The 19,157-nt window shown below is 49.3% G+C and carries 21 protein-coding genes; 19 read left to right on the forward strand and 2 right to left on the reverse strand.

The window, feature by feature from the left end; all coding sequences use genetic code 11:
* The first annotated feature begins 30 nt into the window (after positions 1-30).
* From SPSPH_RS06225 to cobC, 15 genes are all read left to right on the forward strand, one after another.
* On the forward strand, positions 31-2,787 hold the full coding sequence (locus tag SPSPH_RS06225; RefSeq protein WP_075754234.1) for a molybdopterin-dependent aldehyde oxidoreductase: 2,757 nt from the start codon (positions 31-33) through the stop codon (positions 2,785-2,787).
* 144 nt (positions 2,788-2,931) lie between these two features.
* Positions 2,932-5,238 (forward strand): pyridine nucleotide-disulfide oxidoreductase/dicluster-binding protein, encoded by a 2,307-nt coding sequence (locus SPSPH_RS06230; protein WP_075754236.1) that lies wholly within the window; start codon positions 2,932-2,934, stop codon positions 5,236-5,238.
* Positions 5,239-5,248: 10 nt separating this feature from the next.
* A complete protein-coding gene (locus SPSPH_RS06235) occupies positions 5,249-5,458 on the forward strand; it encodes a DVU_1557 family redox protein (protein WP_075754238.1) in 210 nt (69 codons plus the stop codon).
* Entirely contained in the window at positions 5,455-6,063 is a 609-nt protein-coding gene (gene trsM, locus SPSPH_RS06240; protein ID WP_083945433.1) for a DVU_1556 family methyltransferase, read from the forward strand. Before SPSPH_RS06235 ends, trsM begins: the two co-directional genes overlap by 4 nt.
* Positions 6,064-6,264: 201 nt before the next feature.
* A complete protein-coding gene (locus tag SPSPH_RS06245; protein ID WP_083945434.1) occupies positions 6,265-6,513 on the forward strand; it encodes a hypothetical protein in 249 nt (82 codons plus the stop codon).
* Positions 6,514-6,527: 14 nt separating this feature from the next.
* On the forward strand, positions 6,528-7,295 hold the full coding sequence (locus SPSPH_RS06250; RefSeq protein WP_075754242.1) for an XdhC family protein: 768 nt from the start codon (positions 6,528-6,530) through the stop codon (positions 7,293-7,295).
* Positions 7,295-7,606: an XdhC family protein gene (locus SPSPH_RS06255; RefSeq protein ID WP_075754244.1), complete on the forward strand. Its 312-nt coding sequence runs from the start codon at positions 7,295-7,297 to the stop codon at positions 7,604-7,606. Before SPSPH_RS06250 ends, SPSPH_RS06255 begins: the two co-directional genes overlap by 1 nt.
* A gap of 37 nt (positions 7,607-7,643) precedes the next feature.
* Entirely contained in the window at positions 7,644-8,093 is a 450-nt protein-coding gene (locus SPSPH_RS06260) for a DVU_1555 family C-GCAxxG-C-C protein (RefSeq protein WP_075754246.1), read from the forward strand.
* A gap of 82 nt (positions 8,094-8,175) precedes the next feature.
* The gene (locus SPSPH_RS06265) at positions 8,176-9,234 is read left to right on the forward strand and encodes an XdhC family aldehyde oxidoreductase maturation factor (RefSeq protein WP_075754248.1); all 1,059 of its coding nucleotides are present in this window, start codon (positions 8,176-8,178) and stop codon (positions 9,232-9,234) included.
* Positions 9,216-10,337 (forward strand): DVU_1551 family NTP transferase, encoded by a 1,122-nt coding sequence (locus SPSPH_RS06270; protein WP_075754250.1) that lies wholly within the window; start codon positions 9,216-9,218, stop codon positions 10,335-10,337. The genes SPSPH_RS06265 and SPSPH_RS06270 overlap by 19 nt, the downstream gene beginning before the upstream one ends.
* A gap of 15 nt (positions 10,338-10,352) precedes the next feature.
* Positions 10,353-11,486, forward strand: a complete 1,134-nt coding sequence (locus tag SPSPH_RS06275; protein ID WP_083945435.1) for an aminotransferase class V-fold PLP-dependent enzyme — start codon at positions 10,353-10,355, stop codon at positions 11,484-11,486.
* Positions 11,473-11,787, forward strand: coding sequence for a hypothetical protein (locus tag SPSPH_RS06280; RefSeq protein ID WP_075754252.1), 315 nt, complete (start codon positions 11,473-11,475; stop codon positions 11,785-11,787). The genes SPSPH_RS06275 and SPSPH_RS06280 overlap by 14 nt, the downstream gene beginning before the upstream one ends.
* Before the next feature lie 7 nt (positions 11,788-11,794).
* On the forward strand, positions 11,795-13,192 hold the full coding sequence (gene trsS, locus SPSPH_RS06285) for a radical SAM (seleno)protein TrsS (protein ID WP_075754254.1): 1,398 nt from the start codon (positions 11,795-11,797) through the stop codon (positions 13,190-13,192).
* Positions 13,189-14,547: a DVU_1553 family AMP-dependent CoA ligase gene (locus tag SPSPH_RS06290; RefSeq protein ID WP_083945436.1), complete on the forward strand. Its 1,359-nt coding sequence runs from the start codon at positions 13,189-13,191 to the stop codon at positions 14,545-14,547. Before trsS ends, SPSPH_RS06290 begins: the two co-directional genes overlap by 4 nt.
* Complete coding sequence (cobC, locus tag SPSPH_RS06295; RefSeq protein ID WP_075754256.1) at positions 14,537-15,151, forward strand: alpha-ribazole phosphatase; 615 nt, start codon at positions 14,537-14,539, stop codon at positions 15,149-15,151. Before SPSPH_RS06290 ends, cobC begins: the two co-directional genes overlap by 11 nt.
* A gap of 184 nt (positions 15,152-15,335) precedes the next feature.
* Here cobC and SPSPH_RS06300 read toward each other — a convergent pair whose 3' ends face one another.
* Entirely contained in the window at positions 15,336-16,382 is a 1,047-nt protein-coding gene (locus SPSPH_RS06300; RefSeq protein WP_075754258.1) for a hypothetical protein, read from the reverse strand.
* 102 nt (positions 16,383-16,484) lie between these two features.
* On the opposite strand from SPSPH_RS06300, the gene SPSPH_RS06305 reads away from it, so the two are divergent.
* Complete coding sequence (locus SPSPH_RS06305) at positions 16,485-16,619, forward strand: hypothetical protein (RefSeq protein WP_269147924.1); 135 nt, start codon at positions 16,485-16,487, stop codon at positions 16,617-16,619.
* 77 nt (positions 16,620-16,696) lie between these two features.
* Positions 16,697-17,002 (forward strand): hypothetical protein, encoded by a 306-nt coding sequence (locus SPSPH_RS06310; RefSeq protein WP_075754260.1) that lies wholly within the window; start codon positions 16,697-16,699, stop codon positions 17,000-17,002.
* A 55-nt stretch (positions 17,003-17,057) separates the two neighbouring features.
* On the opposite strand, the gene SPSPH_RS06315 is transcribed toward SPSPH_RS06310, so the two are convergent.
* The gene (locus SPSPH_RS06315; RefSeq protein ID WP_075754262.1) at positions 17,058-17,264 is read right to left on the reverse strand and encodes a ribbon-helix-helix domain-containing protein; all 207 of its coding nucleotides are present in this window, start codon (positions 17,262-17,264) and stop codon (positions 17,058-17,060) included.
* A 149-nt stretch (positions 17,265-17,413) separates the two neighbouring features.
* Between SPSPH_RS06315 and SPSPH_RS06320 the strand changes: the two genes are divergently transcribed.
* Both SPSPH_RS06320 and SPSPH_RS06325 read left to right on the forward strand, forming a co-directional pair.
* The gene (locus SPSPH_RS06320) at positions 17,414-17,596 is read left to right on the forward strand and encodes a hypothetical protein (RefSeq protein WP_075754264.1); all 183 of its coding nucleotides are present in this window, start codon (positions 17,414-17,416) and stop codon (positions 17,594-17,596) included.
* Positions 17,597-17,769: 173 nt separating this feature from the next.
* Entirely contained in the window at positions 17,770-19,155 is a 1,386-nt protein-coding gene (locus SPSPH_RS06325) for a ShlB/FhaC/HecB family hemolysin secretion/activation protein (RefSeq protein ID WP_075754266.1), read from the forward strand.
* Positions 19,156-19,157 lie beyond the last annotated feature (2 nt).

Here is a 19,157-nt window from a genome sequence, read left to right on the forward strand (position 1 = left end):
TATTCAATAAGAAGGAGACGAGAAAAGCAGATGCAAAAAAAAGTGCTGAATATCAATGGTTTGCCAAGAACCCTGATTGTTGACCTTGAAGCCAGTCTGGCCAGTGTGCTCAGGGAACAACTACTGCTGACAGGTTGTAAAGTCGGCTGTAATCAAGGTCAATGCGGAACTTGCTCGATCATCATGGATGGCAGAGTGGTACGGTCCTGTGTTATGAAAATGAAGAGAGTTCCTGACGAAGCCAATATCACCACAATTGAAGGTTTGGCTACACCTACCAATCTTCATCCGCTGCAGGTTGCCTGGATGGCTTACGGGTGCGCCCAATGCGGGTTCTGCAGCCCTGGCTTTATTTTGTCGGCCAAGGTCTTACTTGACGAAAACCCGAATCCATCAAGAGAAGAGATTCGCGACTGGTTCCAGAAGCACCGCAACGCTTGCCGCTGCACCGGTTATAAGCCGCTGGTCGATGCCGTTATGGCAGCCGCTAAGGTTATTCGCGGTGAAATGAGGAAAGAAGACCTGTTGTACCAGCCTGTAGGCAATAAGATTTACGGCACTACCTATCATCGTCCGTCCGCCTTGCAGAAAGTCACCGGCACCTGGGATTTCGGCGCCGATGTTGCCCTGCAGATGCCTGCCGGAACGCTGCGCTTAGCGCTTGTTCAGGCAGAAGTATCTCATGCAAATATTAAAGGCATTGACACCACGGAAGCCGAAAAAATGCCTGGTGTTTACAAAGTTGTTACCCACAAGGATGTCAAAGGCAAAAACCGTATCACCGGCCTGATTACCTTCCCGACCAATAAAGGTGACGGCTGGGATCGCCCCATTTTGTGCGACGAGAAAGTATTCCAATATGGTGATGCAATTGCCATAGTTTGTGCCGATACTGAAGAACATGCCAGAGAAGCCGCCCAAAAAGTCAAGGTTGATCTGGAAGTATTGCCTGCCTATATGAGCGCGCCGGCAGCCATGGCACCTGATGCTATCGATATTCATCCCGGCGTGCCTAATACTTACTTTGAGCAAGGGGTCGTCAAGGGTGAGGACACCAAACCCATCATGCAGGACCCTAATGTTGTGACAGTAGAAGTTAATACCTACTGCAGCCGTCAGCCTCATCTGGTGCTGGAACCTGACTGCGGTTGCGCCTATTATGATGAAGAAGGACGTCTGACCGTTCATTCCAAGAGTATCGCGTTGCATTTGCACCATGCTATGATTTGCCCCGGTATTGGTATTGAGCCGGAAAAACTTCGTCTTGTCGCCAACCCCACAGGCGCGACTTTCGGCTATAAGTTCAGCCCGACAAATGAAGCGCTGCTGGCTGTTGCTTGTATGGCTACAGGCAAACCGGTATCCCTGAACTTCAATATGTACCAAATGATTACTTATACCGGTAAACGCTCACCTGTCTTTATGAAATGCAAGCTGGCTGCCGACAAAACAGGCAAACTGCTGGCTATGGAAACAGACTGGGCAATGGATCATGGTCCCTACAGCGAGTTCGGTGATTTGGCAACTCTGCGTCAAGCCCAGTTTACCGGTGCCGGCTACGAGATTCCCAATATTCGCGGCAAAGGACGCACCGTATGCACCAATCATGCATGGGGTTCTGCTTTCCGCGCTTACGGTTCGCCGCAAGCCTTCCTGGCTTCGGAAATTGCCATGGACGAATTGGCAGAGAAACTCGGCATGGATCCGCTGGAATTGCGCTTTAAAAATATTTATCGTCCGGGTGCCACTACACCGACGCAGCAAGTACCGGAAGTGTTCTGCTTTGAGAGTATGTTCAACACCCTCCGGCCGCTTTGGGAAGAAGCCAAAAAGCGTTGCCAGGAGCTCTCCACACCTGAGAAAAAACGCGGTGTAGGCCTGTCACTGGGTATCTACGGCTGCGGGCTTGACGGTCCTGACGGTTCGGTGGCCTGGATAGAACTGAACAAAGATGGCACCATTAGTGTCGGTTCCTCCTGGCAAGACCATGGCCAGGGCGCAGACCTTGCCGCTTTAACCCATGCTCATGAAACCCTGCGGCAAATGGGTATCACCCCGGAACAAATCAAACTTGTGATGAATGATATGGCCTTTACTCCGGCCAGCGGCCCGTCTGGCGGCAGCCGGCAAAATGTAATGACAGGCAATGCCATTCGTGTTGGCTGCGAAATGCTGGTCAATGCCATGCGTAAGCCTGACGGCACCTATCGCACTTATGACGAAATGGTTGCCGAAAATATTCCGCTTCGCTATGACGGCAAATGGGCGGCCTCAATGTGTACTGACTGCAATCCTGATACTGCCAAAGGTGATCCGTTTGCAGTGTACATGTATGAAGTATTTATGCCAGAAGTTGAAGTGGACATGAAGACAGGTAAAGCCAGAGTGGTCAAATTTACAACGGTTGCCGATATTGGCACACTTACCAATAAGGCGACTACTGATGGCCAAATTTATGGCGGTTTGGCACAAGGCATCGGCCTGGCTTTGACCGAGGACTTCGAAGATCTGCAAAAGCATACTAATTTAGTGGCTTGTGGCTTCCCATTCATCCAGGATATTCCGGATGACATAGACATCATTTATAATATCTCACCGCGTGAGCATGGCCCGTATGGTGCCGCCGGTGTAGGCGAAGGCCCGCTTACTGCTCCGCATCCTGCTGTTCTTAACGCCATTTATAATGCTTGTGGCGTACGGGTTTATGCAGTACCGGCACTGCCCGAAAAAATTAAAGCAGGTCTGGAAGCACTGGCTGCCAAAGAACAAGCGGCCGGCAGCAAATAAACAACTAAGCAATAGTGCTTTTCTAAAACGGACTGGAAAGCCGCGAGTATCTTGTGTCACTTAAAATTTGAGATTAGGTGACACAAGGTACTAGGCTTTCCGTTCGTTTTAGAATTTCTCCATACCTGGGAGAGGATGGTTCACATGGATCAAAAAGTATTGCGTCAACGGGAAGCGAAGTGTGTACAGGAAAGTCCGCCCGGCTGTACTGCCAGATGTCCTGTTCATGTCGATGTCCGGGGTATGGCTAAGGCTGTACGCAAGGAAGATTACACGGCAGGCTTTGCTTTGTTTCACAGAATGATTCCTTTTCCGGGAATTATCAGCAGGATTTGCGACCAGCCCTGTCGACAGGGGTGCAAACGTAACGAAATTGATGAGCCAATTTTTATCAGAGCGTTAGAGCAGGCTTGTGTGGACAATAACAGCACAATACCCAATGTTTTATTGCCACCGGCCAAAAAACAGAAAGTGGCCATTGTGGGTGCCGGTCTGAGCGGTTTGACGGTGGCTGTTGAGCTTGGACGCAAGGGTTACCAGCTGGTCATTTTTGAAGCGACAGATCGCCTGGGAGGAAGTATCTGGGGGATCCCCGCCGAACAGTTGCCCCGGGAAGTGATTCATGCTGATTTTTTCATCCTCGGGAAATTTCCCTTTACGCTTCACTATACTACGCGTATTGTAGCCTTACATAGTATCTATGACGATTTTGATGCCATCTATTTGGGGACAGGGGCAGGGCAAATACCTGCTGCAGACTTCGGTCTTGCTTTGGACGAAGACGGCAGAATTGAAGTGGATGCGGTCTCTTTGGCAACAAGTGACAGCAAGGTTTTTGCCGGTGGCAGTCTGCGCCGTGCATACGGAGATTCATCACCCATTGCCTCGGTTGCCGATGGTAAAATTGCCGCCATTTCAATTGACAGACTGTTCCAAAAGGCATCCCTTACGGCTAACCGGGAGAATGAGGGACCCTTTGATACTTTGCTTTATACCAATATTAAAGGAATAGAGCCTGAACCGATGGTGCTGCCAGCCCACTCTGGCGGTTATACCCGGGAGGAAGCCGGTCGGGAAGCCAATCGCTGTTTGTTATGCGAATGTCTGGAATGTGTAAAGGCGTGCGAGTATCTGGCTCACTACCGGGGGTATCCCAAACGGTATGTGCGTGAAGTATACAATAATTTATCCATTGTTATGGGAATCCATCATGCCAATAAAATGATTAACTCCTGCAGTCTGTGCGGTCTTTGTGAAGAAATTTGCCCAGGTAATTTGAACATGGGTGAAGTTTGCCAGCAAGCGCGGCAAATGATGGTGGAGAAAGGGAAGATGCCCCCGTCAGCTCATGATTTTGCCTTACGGGATATGCGGTTTAGTAGTAGTGAAAAATTTGCGCTTACCAGGCATCAGCCAGGGTATGCGGCAAGTGAACTGGTGTTTTATCCCGGCTGCCAGTTAGCGGCCTCATCACCGCAGTATGTACAGCAGATGTATAAGTTTTTATGTGAAAGGCTGGACGGCGGCGTCGGGTTAATGTTGGGTTGTTGCGGGGCACCGGCCAGTTGGGCCGGGCAAGAAGGGCTATTTGAGGAAACTATGCAAAGCCTGGAAAATAACTGGCGTGTCTTGGGAAGTCCCAGGATCATAGCCGGTTGTCCGACCTGTTATAGCTTATTTAACCAGCATTTGCCGGATAGGCCGGCAGAAAGTCTGTGGACTTTATTAGAGCGCATTGGTTTGCCTGAGCCAGCCCGGCTGCAGGATACTCCGCAAACCTTGGCCATCCATGACAGCTGTACCACCAGATATGATACAGCACTTCAGGGCAGTGTGCGAACACTTTTGGGCCAGTTAGGATATTCATGGGAAGAATTGCCTTTTAACCGTGAACAGACTAACTGCTGCGGCTATGGGGGTCTGATGCTTTATGCCAATAAGGAGGTTGCGCATAAGGTGATAGACAGGCGGATTAAGGAAAGCGAATTGGATTATCTCGCCTACTGTGCCATGTGCCGGGATAATTTTGCCGGTCAGGGAAAACGTACCTACCATCTTCTGGACCTTATTTGGGGAAATGGGCAGGAAGAACTGGCCGCACAAACGGGTCCAGGCTATTCAGAGCGTCAGGACAACCGGGCCAAATTAAAACAAACCCTGCTGCGGGAGGTTTGGGGGGAAGAGGTGGAGGCCATGCCGGCAACGGTTAAGGTTACTGTTCCGCAAGCTGTGCTTGCAGTTATGGAAGAGCGGCAGATTCTTGTCGAGGATGTGGCTAAGGTGATTGAGCATGCGGAAGGTACCGGCAGTAAACTCCGGCATGGTGAAAACGGCCATTATATAGCGTATTTTCAACCGGCCAGTGTGACCTATTGGGTAGAATACTCGCCACAAGGGGACGGCTTTGTTGTCCATAATGCTTATTGCCATCGATTGGAAATTACTGGATAGTGGAGGAACTATGAGTAAACCGACAGAACAGCAGCCGGTCAATATTATTTGTGTTACCTGCGGCATCAGCCTGACTCTGGGGAAAGTAACCCTGTCATATCTTGGCAGCAGTTTTCCGGTTGAATTATACAAATGTTCTCAATGTGGCCTGGTGTACATTCCGGAGGATCTGGCCAATGGCAAGATGCAGCAGGTGGAAGCGGCACTGGAGGATAAATGATGCTGCATCCGGGCGGGATTACGTTAACAAAACAGGTTGTTGGCTATTGTGCCTTTGCTCCCGGCGCCAAGGTGCTTGATGTTGGCTGCGGCACCGGTATGACTGTGGAATATTTACATACTGCCTGCCGGTTGGCAGCCGTCGGGGTGGATGTATCACCAGTCCGGCTGAGGCAGGGGAGAAAGCGGGCGCCGGATTTGCCGCTCATCCAGGCCGCAGGTGAAAGTTTGCCTTTTGCCGACGCTTCCTTTGCGGGAGTGATCGCCGAGTGCAGTTTGTCAGTTATGCAGGACGCCGCTGCAGTGCTGGTTGAAATTAGCCGGATTTTGGTGCCTGGAGGAAAACTGGCGATAACCGATGTGTACTTACCGGCTTCCACTTTGGCAGCCGGGTATATGAATGATAAACAATTAAAAAAGATGCTGGCGGAAAACGGATTCCGTATTATTATCTGGGAGGACTGTTCTGCCTTTTTGCGGGAGTTTGTTGCCGGCTACATTATGGAACATGGCTCGGCGGCAGAGCTTTGGCCGTGCACGATAGCCCCAAAAACGAAAGTAGGATATTTTTTACTGGTGGCTGAAAAATGGAAAGCGAAAGGATGAATTGCTTTGGAGAACAAAATCTGTCCACGCTGTAGTAAAGAAATAACTGACAATGATCCCCTGTACCAGTGCTGCCGGTGTTTTAGCGTTTATTGCAAGAACTGTGAGGATACCAATGAGGGGCGGAGCTGTCCGCAATGCAGAATGGGATCCCGTTTGATACTTTCAGCAGTAAAATAAGAAGCTTTTGGAGGCTCGGGAATGGAAAGAGAGATTTTGCTGGATAAAATTGAAGCCGACTGGATTACTATCGAAGTGATTGATAAAACCACAGGGAAAACATTTCGACGCAATTTGCCGGTGAAATATCTGGAAACCGATAATGGCGTTGCTTTATTTGGCGAAACACTGGAAGGCAAGCCGGCGCAAATACATTTTTTGTCGGAGGCCGCCCTTGCCAAAATTAATGATTTGACCGGTAAAGGACCTGACTGTGCCCGATGTGACTAAAAGGAGGAGTTGGGATGAGCTTTCATGAGCTGCAGGCGGCGATGGATAACGGGAATGCAGCAGATATCCTTACAGTTATTGACAGTACCTCAGGCTCCCCCAGCCCAATTGGGCAAATGATCATTATTCAGGCCGACGGAACGGTGTCAGGGCAGCTAGAGACATTGGTTATGGAAAATATATTACATATAGTGCAAACAACGGTGTGGACTAAGCCGGTAACCATTTCAGTTGAGGATGGGCTTGGCAATACTTACCGGCTGTTTTGGGATAGAATGGTAAAGAAGTTTAGCGCCATCGTATTTGGCGGCGGGCATATCAGCCAACCATTGGTTCAAATTCTTTCACTAATGGGTTTTGAAGTAACAGTTATTGATGACCGTCCGGAATTTGCCAATACCGCCAGATTTCCCGGAGCGTACCGGGTAATTTGTCAGCAGTTTCAACTTGTCGTGAAAGAATTGACAGTGGACAATGAAACGGCTGTTATCATTGTAACTCGCGGCCACCGCTATGATATGGACTGCCTGCGCGCTGTTATGGGCAGCGATGCCCGGTATTTGGGCATGATTGGCAGTCGGAAACGCATAAGGGAAATTATTACGCTCATAAAGGAGGAAGGAGCGCCGGCAGATCTGGAAACACGGCTGCGCGCGCCCATTGGTCTTGACCTTAAAGCCGAAACTCCTGCGGAAATAGCACTGAGTATTGCGGCCGAAGTGGTGTCCGTTTTTCGCAATGGGTCTGGTCGCCCGCTGAGTGAGTATAAGGAGGCGTTCTAATGGATCGGTCATTGCTCAAGTATATTTGTGAATGCCGGCAGCGGGGGGAGAAAGCCGCCCTGGTAACCATTGTGGAAACGCGTGGCTCGACTCCGCGTAAAGCAGGCAGTAGCATGCTGGTGTTTCCTGATGGCAGGTCTTTGGGCACAATTGGCGGTGGCTGCGGGGAAGCGGAGGTTAGGCGTCAGGCGCTAACCGCACTTGACGACAGCCGGTCTCAATTGCATACGGTGCGGATGTTAAATGATGCAGCAGCCGATGAGGGGATGGTTTGCGGGGGAATTATGGAGGTGTTTATTCAGGTTTTATAGCTGTGCGGCAAGCACGGACGGGAGGAAGGTGGAGAATATGACAGATGCTTTCATAAAGTTGGTTGAGTTGTCACAGGCGGGTTTTTACTGCAGCCAGATCTTGCTGATTATCGGGCTGGAAGCGCAGGGCAAGGAAAATCCTGATATTGTGCGGGCTATGTCAGGATTAAACGGCGGCATTGGCTTTTGTGGGAAAACCTGCGGCGTTTTGACTGGCGGGGCCTGTCTGATCGGTCTTTATGCCGGCAAGGGAGTAGCCGAAGAAATGGAAGACAGCCGTCTCAATGATATGATCAGAGAGTTTGCCGGGTGGTTTGAAGAAAAGGTATACTCCCAGTATGGCGGAATCGACTGCCATACCATCCTGGAGAATGATCCCATGAACCGGATGACGCGATGTCCGCAGCTTGTTTTAGATGCTCTCGCCAAAGTCGAAGAGATTCTGGCCGCCAATGGCTATAGCCTTTCAGGCCGTTTGGAGTATTAGTAGTCTGCCAAGTTTAAAGCCGTAGGATTTAGGGCTTGGTGGACTACTATGTAACCAGGTGCAGCGTTAGGAGGAGGGTGGCATGAAAAAACTCTACAAGAATTTAATTCAATTGCTTTCGTCCGGTGAAAATGTTGTTTTGGCTACGATTTTCCATAGCGCCGGGTCGGCTCCGCGTTCGGCAGGAGCTAAGATGATTATCCGCGCAGATGGTTCCATTATCGGTACGGTTGGCGGCGGACGGCTGGAAGCCGAGACCATTGAGCTGGCAAAACAAGTTCGGGACAACCGGCGCTCGCTGATCCAGCCCTTTGATTTAACAGGCTCAGATGCTGCCGGAGCGGGGATGATCTGCGGTGGGTCAGGGGAAATTCTGCTTGAGTATATTGCGGCGGCGAATAGCGACAATCAGCAGATTTATGAAGCTGTCCTTTCCACCATGGACAAAGCGCAAAAAGCGTGGCTGATAACCGAATTAACCGGTCAGCCGGCAAACGGACCTGAGCGGCAGCAATGTCTTGTGAGACAGGATGGCAGTGTTGTCGGCAATTTCCAATGCGAGCCGGAATTTATGGAAAAGCTTTCTGGCGGACCGGCCAAAATTTCCATTCATGCCGATGCCAGAGATGGGCGGAGTTTTATCGTCGAGCCTATCCGGACTACCGGAGTAGTGTACCTTTTCGGGGCAGGTCATGTTTCACAGCAGATTGCCAGGTTAACCGATATGGTGGGCTTTGCTACCGTAGTCATTGATGACCGGCCGGATTTTGCCAACCGGGAACGGTTCCCCCTGTGTGAGATTGTTGTTGTTGATAACTTTGCCTGTGTGTCAGACTTTCCCATAAACCAGGACAGCTATCTGGTTATTGTAACCAGAGGCCATCTGCATGACAGTGTTGTGCTGGAACAGGCGCTGCAGACTGAGGCTGCATACATTGGCATGATTGGCAGCAAAAAGAAGCGGGCGGATTTGTTCGCTTTGCTGCAAACGAAAGGTTTCAGCCCGGCAAAGCTGGCGCAGGTCCATTCGCCGATTGGCATTGATATTTATGCCGAAACGCCGGCAGAGATAGCTGTAAGCATTGTGGCCGAATTAATTAAGGTCAGAGCGGAGCGGGAAAAATGTGCCGCCCAGGGTTAGTGGGCTTAATCGTAGCAGCCGGTTATTCCTCGCGGATGGGGACCTTCAAGCCATTGCTGCCTTTAGGGGACAAAACGGTAATTGCAGCGGCCGTAGACAGCCTGCGGCAGGGTGGAGTTGCCGATATCCGGGTGATTGTCGGGCACCGGGCGGAGGAATTGTATCCCGTATTGGCAGGTTTGCAGGTTGGTATTATCGAAAATTCACGTTATGCGGAAGGCATGTTTTCTTCCGTTGTCACAGGAATCGGCGCTATTGCCGGGGAAGCGGAGGCCTGCTTTCTGCTGCCTGGCGATACGCCGCTGATACGAAGACGCAGCATTAAAGACATGGTGCGGCTGTACCATAAGACAGGGGCAGCCGTGGTATATCCGGTTTTTAACGGCGAGAGAGGTCATCCGCCGCTTATCAGTTCCAGATGTTTTGCCAGTATCCTTAGTGGGGAAGGGACTGGCGGGCTTCGCCATATTTTAGCACAGTTTGATGCTGACAGCGTGGAAGTTGAACTGGCGGATCAGGGTATATTGCTTGATATTGATACCCTGGAGGACTATAAAGAGCTGACTCGGTTTTATGTTCGCCGGCATATACCGACATATAGTGAATGTCTCAGCATATTATATAAATATCAGGTTAGTGATAAAGTGGCGTGTCATGGGCGTGCCGTTGCTGCTGTTGCCCGCCGGCTGGCCGAACTGCTGAACGGGGCCGGACTGAACCTTAATATTGAACTGGTGGTTGCCGGAGGCTTGCTGCATGATCTGGCTAAAAGTAAACCCAATCACTCCAAACGGGGAGAGCGGGTTGTCAGGAGTATGGGTTTTTCCCGTGTTGGCGGCATTATCGCATCTCACATGGATTTGGAACTGGCGGCAGATTATGTCATTGATGAGGCGGCAGTAGTGTTTCTTGCTGACAAGTTAGTCCAGGGCGACAAACTGGTATCTCTGACCGAGCGGTTTAGGCTGGCACTAGACAAGTTTGCCGCCAGTCCGGAAATAGTCGATTCCGTGTTGCGCAGAAGGCGAACGGCGGAAGCTATCTGGGACCGGGCTGCCAGTCTGGTGGGAACAGGCAGCCTGGAGGAGCTAATGGTATTATAATGGGGGGCGAAGTTTATGATGCCAGTATACTTAAATAATGCTGCGACTTCCTGGCCTAAGGCACCACAAGTAGGGGGAACGGTGGCAGCCTATATCAGCGGTTTGCCCCACCATGCAGGACGTTCCGGCTTTGCCGGGCCAGATGTTCCCGGAGCATGCCGCAATTTGCTGGCCGGTTTGCTCCAAGTGAAAGATTCAAACCGGATTGTATTCAGCCCTAATGCCACTCATGCTTTAAATATTGCTCTGCATGGCATACGCTGGCGGACAGGTGCCGTGGTGGTGACCACGGTGGCGGAACATAATTCGGTATTGCGTCCGCTGTATTATCTGTCTAAGTCCAGGGGAATAACCGTCAAACTGGTGCCGGTAGATAAGATGGGGCGGGTGAACCCGGAGGAGTGGGAAGCCGCCTTACATAAGTACAAACCGCAGGCAGTTGTCTTTACCCATGCTTCCAATGTTACCGGTGCGGTAAATGATGCGGCTCTGCTTACTCGGATGGCCAAACAGGCGGGGGCGGTTACACTTATGGACGCCTCGCAAAGTCTGGGGATTGTACCTGTCCTGCCCGAAGCCTGGGGTATTGATCTGGTAGCTTTTACCGGACATAAGTATTTATTAGGCCCGACCGGTACGGGAGGATTATATATAGCTCCGGATGTAGAACTTGAGCCTGTGTGGGTGGGCGGAACGGGAATTCAGAGCGATCTTGAGGAAATGCCGGTAAGCATGCCTATCCGTTTCGAAGCCGGCACCCCGAATGACCCGGCATTTGCCGGACTGTCCACAGCTCTGACCTGGGGCCTTGAGCATGTGCTTGAGGACAATAATATTTTACACAAGACAGAACGGTTGGCTGCCGGACTTGCTGAACTGGGAGCCGATGTTATTTTGGTGGAGCCGCCGAGAACTCCTGTTATTTCTTTTACTTTGAAGGATTGGCCGGTAGAGGATGTCGGCGAATTGTTATATCAGGGATTTAGAATCGTCTGCCGCACCGGACTTCACTGTGCGCCCAAAATTCATGCCTATTTGGGTACTGCCCCGGCGGGAACGGTGCGATTCAGCTTATCCCGTTTTACTACAGACCGGGAAATTGAATACTGCCTTACGGCTATAGGTGAATTGATGCATGAAACAGTATGAATGCAGGAAGGTAGAAAATTGTTTCAGTGGTGCCAATATTTATGAATATTGCCTGAGGATTAAAGCAGATGAAGGGTTTCTTGAAAGCTTTACCAGTGTTGCTTCCCTCAAATATTACAAGAATTTTCCGCGGCCCTGTTTTCAAGCCACCCTGTCGGATGGTACAACGCTCAAAGGCGTAATTGCTGATTCGGTGATCAGAGTGAGTTTTCCTGACAATCAGCCGCACAGCAGCAAAGACAATTTTGAGACCTTGTTGGAGAATCTGCTTAAGCAGCAGGCGGATGGTAGGGAGAGATAGCGCAGTTATGGAGCATAGCAATAGCAAGGAAGAAGAAATCCTGCTTTCGACAACCCAAAGTGTGTGTCCCGAATGCCTTAAGCGGATTCCGGCCAAGCGGGTAGCAAAAGGGAAGCAGGTATTTTTGCAAAAACACTGTCCGGAACATGGCGAATACCAGGTCTGTGTGTGGGAGGGGGAACCGGGCTATCAGGACTGGGTGCAGGCCCAAATCCCCTCTGCACCAGCCGTATGTGCAACCGAGGCAGTCAACGGGTGTCCCTTTGACTGCGGTTTATGTCCGGAGCATCGTCAGCAGACTTGCTGCGTGCTGCTGGAAGTCACCAATCAATGCAATCTGCACTGTCCGGTTTGTTTTGCTGCAGCTTCGCCGGCAGATAAAGCAGAGCCTGAGCTGGCGATTATTGAGGAGTGGTACCGGATGCTCATGGACAGCGGCGGCCCGTATAATATTCAGTTGTCAGGCGGTGAGCCCACCGTACGGGACGATTTGCCAGAGATTATTTCCCTGGGGAAAAAATTAGGCTTGGTTTTTTTTCAGGTCAATACCAATGGCCTGCGGCTGGCAGCTGATGAACAATATGTCGGCAGACTGAAAGCGGCAGGTCTTAACTGTGTTTTTCTGCAATTTGACGGAATGGATGACAGTGTTTACCGCAAGCTGCGGGGGAAACCGCTATTGGAGGTCAAGAAAAAAGCCATTGAGGTTTGTGCTGCTCATGATATTGGGGTTGTGCTTGTTCCCACTCTGGTACCGGGGGTAAATGATGGTCAGATCGGCGATATCCTGCGGTTTGCCATCAGCAAAATGCCGGTTGTCCGGGGCGTTCATTTTCAGCCGGTAAGCTACTTTGGCAGATACCCACAAGAACCGCAGGATGTTGACCGGATAACTCTTCCCCGGGTGATTCGCGAGATTGAGAACCAGACAGACGGACAAATGAAAATAGCCCATTTTCGTCCGCCGGGTGGTGAGCATGCCCATTGCTCTTTTCATGGAAACTTTGTTTTAATGCCTGACGGGTATGTAAAGCCGTTGGTGCAAGCAGCGCCGGGCGGCTGTTGTTGTCAGGCCAAGCCTGTAACCGAAGGGGCGAAACGTGCCAGGCAGTTTGTTGCCAGACAATGGTCTGCTCCCCGAAAAACGGGAATTCATCATAAACAACAGGTAGAAGCTCAGTCCGCTGTTGGCGATGTGGCCAGCCTTGACGAGTTTTTGGAACAGGTGAATACTTATACGCTGGCTGTGTCAGGTATGGCGTTTCAGGATGCCTGGACCTTGGATTTAGACCGGTTAAAACAATGCTTTATTCATGTGGTTGGCCCTGATAACCGGCTGATTCCTTTTTGCGCCTATAATCTCACTAACCGGCAGGGCCAGGCTCTGTACCGGAGAAATTTATGACTGCCGGCTTGATGGTAACGCCGTTAGACGGCTGGATAGCGGGCAGGACAGGAGCCGCAGGCGGACGCATGACCAGGGCGGAACTGGAGGTTTACCAACTGGCACGGTTAAATGCAACAATCGCACAGGTGCGGCATATGAGCTCTTTTTACCGCCGGCATTTTGCGGCAATGGGGGCTAATGGCCTTACCTGCCTGGAAGAGCTTGCAGACTATCCTTTGACTACGCCTGCTGACGTTATGGAACACGCCGGTGCGATGATCTGCGGTTCCCAGGGCGATATCAGCCGGGTGGTGACGCTGACGACCTCAGGTACTACCGGGAAGCCCAAAAGGCTTTATTTTACGAGCTCTGACCAAAAGCTCACCATTGATTTTTTTGGATGCGGCATGTCCACCTTAGTGGGGCCGGGGGACAAGACAATGATTTTGCTGCCAGGCGAACGCCCGGGCAGTGTAGGCGAGCTGTTGTTCCAGGGATTGCTTGGTATTGGCGCCCGGCCTGTTGCCTATGGTCTTGTGCAAAATCTGGACGATGCTGTCCGGACAATGTGCCGGGAAGAGGCAGTCTGCCTTGTTGGTGTTCCGGTACAAATTTTGGCTATGGCCCGCTATTGGGAAAACTGGAAAGAAAACCGTTGGGCGCCAAAGTGCGCGCTGCTCAGTACCGACTATGTTTCTGCCGCCATTGTGAGCGAGCTCAGGCGAATCTGGGATTGTGAAGTATATGAACACTACGGCATGACAGAAATGGGGCTGGGCGGTGGGCTGGAATGCGCCGCCCATCAGGGATATCATTTGCGGGAAGCCGATCTGTATTTTGAAATTATTAATCCGGCTTCAGCCCGCCCCTGCCCTGACGGTGAATATGGCGAAGTGGTTTTTACCACCCTGACACGGCAGGGAATGCCGCTTATCCGTTACCGGACAGGGGATATTTCCCGGTTTATCGTTGAACCCTGTCCCTGCGGCAGCAGGCTGCGGCGTTTGGAACGGGTTTACAGCCGGCAGGAGGGGCAGGTATATTTCGGGCCAGGCTGGCCGCCGGTTACCATGGCTGAGCTTGATGAAGTGCTGTTCCCCTTGCCCGGACTTGTAGATTTTACGGTAAGCATCGTTGACGCCGGTCAGGCTGCTGAGTTAACGCTTGTTGTCGAGGTACTGCCGGAGGCATTACCCTTGGACAAGTCGGCAATTTTATTTGCTGTCCGGCAACTGCCGGCCATTCGCCTGGCAGAGCAGGAGGGCAGGCTGGCCCTGACAGCAGAGGCTCACTGCCGGCTATCGCTGGCTCCGGGTAAAAGAAGTATCCGTATAGTTGACCAGACGGGAAAGGAGGCTCAAAGTGCCGGGTGACAAGCGGGAAAGGCTTATTTATTTGCTGCGCCACGGAAAAATCGCCATAGAACAAAATGAACGGCGATACATAGGACAAATCGACATTCCCCTGTCAGACGAAGGCGTGTGTCAGGCTTACCGGCTGCAAGAAAAACTTGCCGGCAAAGACATTGCGGCCGTTTTTTGCAGTGATCTGACGCGTTCTGTCCATACTGCCCGAATTATTGCGGCGAAGCTGGAGCTGCAGGTGCAAAGCAGACGTGAACTGCGGGAGATTAGCATGGGGGAATGGGAGGGGAAATCCTTCCGGGAAATTGCCCAAGCCTATCCGGAAGAATATGCCAGGCGGGGAAATAACATCATTAACTACCGCATCCCCGGCGCCGAAAGCTTCGCTGAATGCAAGTCCAGAATTCTTGCCGCCTTCACGGACATTGTGAAGGCCACTGCCGGAAACCTGCTGATTGTCGGCCATGCCGGCACCAACCGGCTGCTATTATGCCATATCCTTGGTATGCCGCTGGAAAATCTTTTCCGTATCTCGCAGGACTATGGCTGTGTCAATATTCTGGCAGGCAACTCCGGCCAATATCGTGTCAAGCTGCTGAACGGCCTAAGCTAAGATAAAACAGGAACGGTTCCAGCGTATCTTTGGATACGCTGGAACCGTTCCTGTTTTATACACATTAGTGTCCATAGGGACGGGGTTGTTGACACCTTGCTGTTTAGGGAAACCCGTCTGCGGTCAAACTTATTGTTCTTAATAATATAATATATAATCGAAAATGCTGAAGTTAGCGGTTAGGTTAATTATTCACCCCACAGATTTCTTGGTATGAGCAAATAATTTTTCGGCGGTATTCAATAGTTGAATTGTGAAACGCCATCGCCCATTTTACATTTTCATCTCGATGCAATGGGACAAAGATATCCTTAACATAGTATGTCGGTTGTATCGGTCGAATTACATCCGAAAGAATCTTATTCACCGGAAGAGTAATGTCTATATCATCTTCATTTATTGGGATCGATGTATCCTTAACCCCTTGCAACGGACGCATATTAAGCCCTAAGTAACTAAGATACTCGTTTAGTATTTGGGTGAAATTACAGATTTTTTGATGTAGCTCACTTTTGCCGTCCAGTTGAGTTACTACATTAGTGAGGATCTTTACAAAACGTTCGGATTCTTCCAAAAAGCTTTCTTTAAGGGAGACTGTCGGGTCATTTTCTATAAATTCATCGATATGGCACTCCCGAATAGCTTGCTTAAATACATTGAGTATTTGACTTGACGGGAAAACAATTATCCTCGCAATCGGATTCTTTCCGACTTCATCTTGGTAGCGTTCGTTCACCTTGTCAATATAATCCTGTGTTATTATTTTAACACAGGATTTGCCTACCTTATTCTTTACTTCTCTAACGGTAAATAGTAACGCGCTCGCTAAGAAATCAGACAAGATGTATTCGTACTGTTTTAATAGAGCTTGTTTGTCAACACTAAAAAAATTCCTAAAAGGGGTCTTGTGATTAATATCAATGGCTTTGTCTTTGTGGATAATATCACACAAAGCAAGAACTATCCTCTCCAATTTATCTGCATGAAGATAAGGTAGCACTTCGTTTTCAAAACCTTTAATCACATTAGCTTTAGTTGCTTTATCCTGCTCGTAGTAGCTTGAAACAACAAAATCTATGTCACAATTCATAAGCCTATGTATAGCCGGTCCATTATCTATATATCTACTTAGGGGATCGACTATCCGCACCAGCTTTCCGACCAATTCCTTCTCGGTCAACGCGGAACAACATTTAAGAACTGTCCCAAACGTGCCAAAACACAATCTCATTATCTTTCTCCTCTTCAGAAATAAAGCAATTTGAAAGCAACTGCAAGTCATATTCCATTGTCGTATAATATCAATAAATTGATTCGTAAGGGAGGGAAACTGGTGGCAAAAAAAAATTCAAAAAATTGGATTGCCCGAAATGCAACGGCGATCGCGTTGTCCGATGTCCTCTGGCACCGGATGGCCTCACACTGTGTGATGGTGAATGCCCCCAATGCGGAGGAGAAGGGGAGATAAAGTGCCCGTGGTGCAACGGAACCGGAAGCGTTAAAATGCCAATTAATTAGTCATTAACCGAAAGGAAGTGGGTTTCTATGCAGAACGCATCATACTTCGTCAGTTACTCTATATTTTTTACGTGCCAGGCCGATAAAGCTTACGCACGATACCAGGCCGAACAGCCGGATGGCGATAAAGCCAATGAACACTACAAGGTCTCACAAAAAAAATACAAGCGCGCTAAACAAATGTTGAAGGAGCTAGAGTGCAAATTCAACATATTATTAAAATACGGAGAACTAAAAAAATTGATTAAAAAAGCGCAAAAAAAGGGAAAGAAAGAACTCACCGAAATTCAAAAATATGTAAAAAAAGAATTAAAGGAAGGCGGGGTATTATAATCCCGCTCTTTTCCGCTTAGGCTTTTTACGAATTGCCAGGCCTAATTTGCAAAGCTCATTCAATATCCTTTTGCGAGGACTTATTTTTTTGTGCCTTTTTCTGCTCTTCCTGCTCTTTTTTTAACGCTTCAAGTCCTAAACGGATAAGCTCTGCTGTTGCTTCTGAGCGTGTTTGAAAGCGGCGTTCAAAGCGAAAGTCTTCTATTTGTTTGAACATATCAGTATCTACAGATACGGTATAACGTGGCTTGTCAGTAGCCATATTTATCACCTCACTTGTGATTATACACCAGTGAACCAACGGTGTAAAGATTAGTTCTTTTTTTAAAAAAACGTTGACAATGAATCAGTGAACCAATAAAATAAAACAATAAGGTTCAGTGAATCACTGCACCGATAAGGAGTGAGAACATGGTTGCGAATTTGAAACGTTTTACAGTTTCCATTAATCAGGATATGGAAGTGGATTTAAATAAAGCCAAAAAAGAGACGTATTACAAAGAAACCCAGAGTGAAATGCTCAGGGACTTAATCAATCGCGGCCTCGCTTCTTTGAAAGAAGCGAAAGATAGCAATCGTAACAAAAGCGTATAGATAGTTTCCCTTCTATAAACTGATTTTTAAAAAGAGTACAGGCAGTCTCCAAAAATATTTTTCAATCCGGTGATACAGATACCCTAAATATATAGGGGACGTGCATTGTATAGGAAGTATACAATACATACTTACGCAGGAATTTATTTTTCATAAAGAAAGGATGCTGTAACTTGCAAAAAAAGATTCGCAAAAGGTTACTCAAAAAACTCGTTGTGTCCGTAGGGCTGGTCTGTAGTCTATGGGCTGCTTCCTTAGCCGGTATGACACCGGCTGAGGCGAGTGAAACACCGGCCATCCAAACCGTCATGGTCAATGCCATTACCTATTCAGGCAATGGCAAGCTGTCGAAGACGCAAATCGACTGGCTGCTGCCGGAACTCAAAACAGGCAGTGTCAATGTTGCCGCTTTGTCACGGCAGATTCAACTGGTCAATGACAGCGGGGCAGCCAATCTGGCAGTAAAGTTTGTTGCCGACAAATCCGGTCAAACAACCGCAGTGATTACGGTCAAGGAAGTAAAGACCGAGCACTTCTTATTTCGTACTGACAATACCGGCAATGATTATACCGGTGATTACCGGACATCGTTGACCTATGTCAATACCAATACCAGCAATCGTGCCGATATGCTTGGCATCGCCTATGTTACTTCACCCAATCATATGAGCGATGTTACCCAGGCGGCTTTATTTTACCGGCAAATCCTGCCTAAGGCGGGCGATAGCCTGTATTTTTCCTATAGCTATTCTGATGTGGACATGGGACAAATCGCCAGCTTCGGTGCTCTGAGTATGAACGCGACCGGTAAAGGCCATGCCTACGGCCTGCATTATCAACATAATTTAAATTATGGCGTTAACAAAAGAAACTGGCTGGATTTTGGCGTTGACTATAAAGATTACAACAATGCCCAAAACTTTGCCATCAATGGAACCCCTATTTTTAAGCAAGGGACAGACTTCACCGTCACTACGCTGGGACTGACCTATGGTGGCAGTGTCCGCGATACAGCCAAAGTGACCAGCTATAGCCTGGGCTATGTTACTAATGTCAACGGCGACGAGGACAAATACAATAACTACCGGACAGGCAGCGACAAAAGCTTTGGTATTGTCAAAGCCGGCATCAGCCACCAATACAAAATGGGCCGCGACTGGCTGGGTAGTTTCCGTCTGAATGGGCAATATACCCGCGACAACCTTGTCACTACCGAGCAATTGGGAGCCGGCGGCATGTATAGTATCCGCGGCTTTGATGAACGGGCCATCAGCGCCGATAACGGCTATATTGCCAGTATCGAATTCTACAGCCCGGAAGTTGCCAAAGGCCAGCGGTTTGTCATTTTCAGTGACATGGGCCATCTGTATAACAATCAAGCCAATATCGGGGAACTTAAAAACGACACTATCGCTTCCGTAGGCGTAGGTTATCGCTATACCGACAGTGTAAACGGCTGGAGCGGTTCGCTCGATTATGCGCATGTCGTCGATGACATTGAAAACAGAAACGACCAGGACAGCGGCAAATGGCATGTCAGTCTCAGTAAAAAATTCTAGTG

It is taken from the genome of Sporomusa sphaeroides DSM 2875 (assembly GCF_001941975.2).
Classification (GTDB): Bacteria; Bacillota; Negativicutes; order Sporomusales; family Sporomusaceae; genus Sporomusa; species Sporomusa sphaeroides.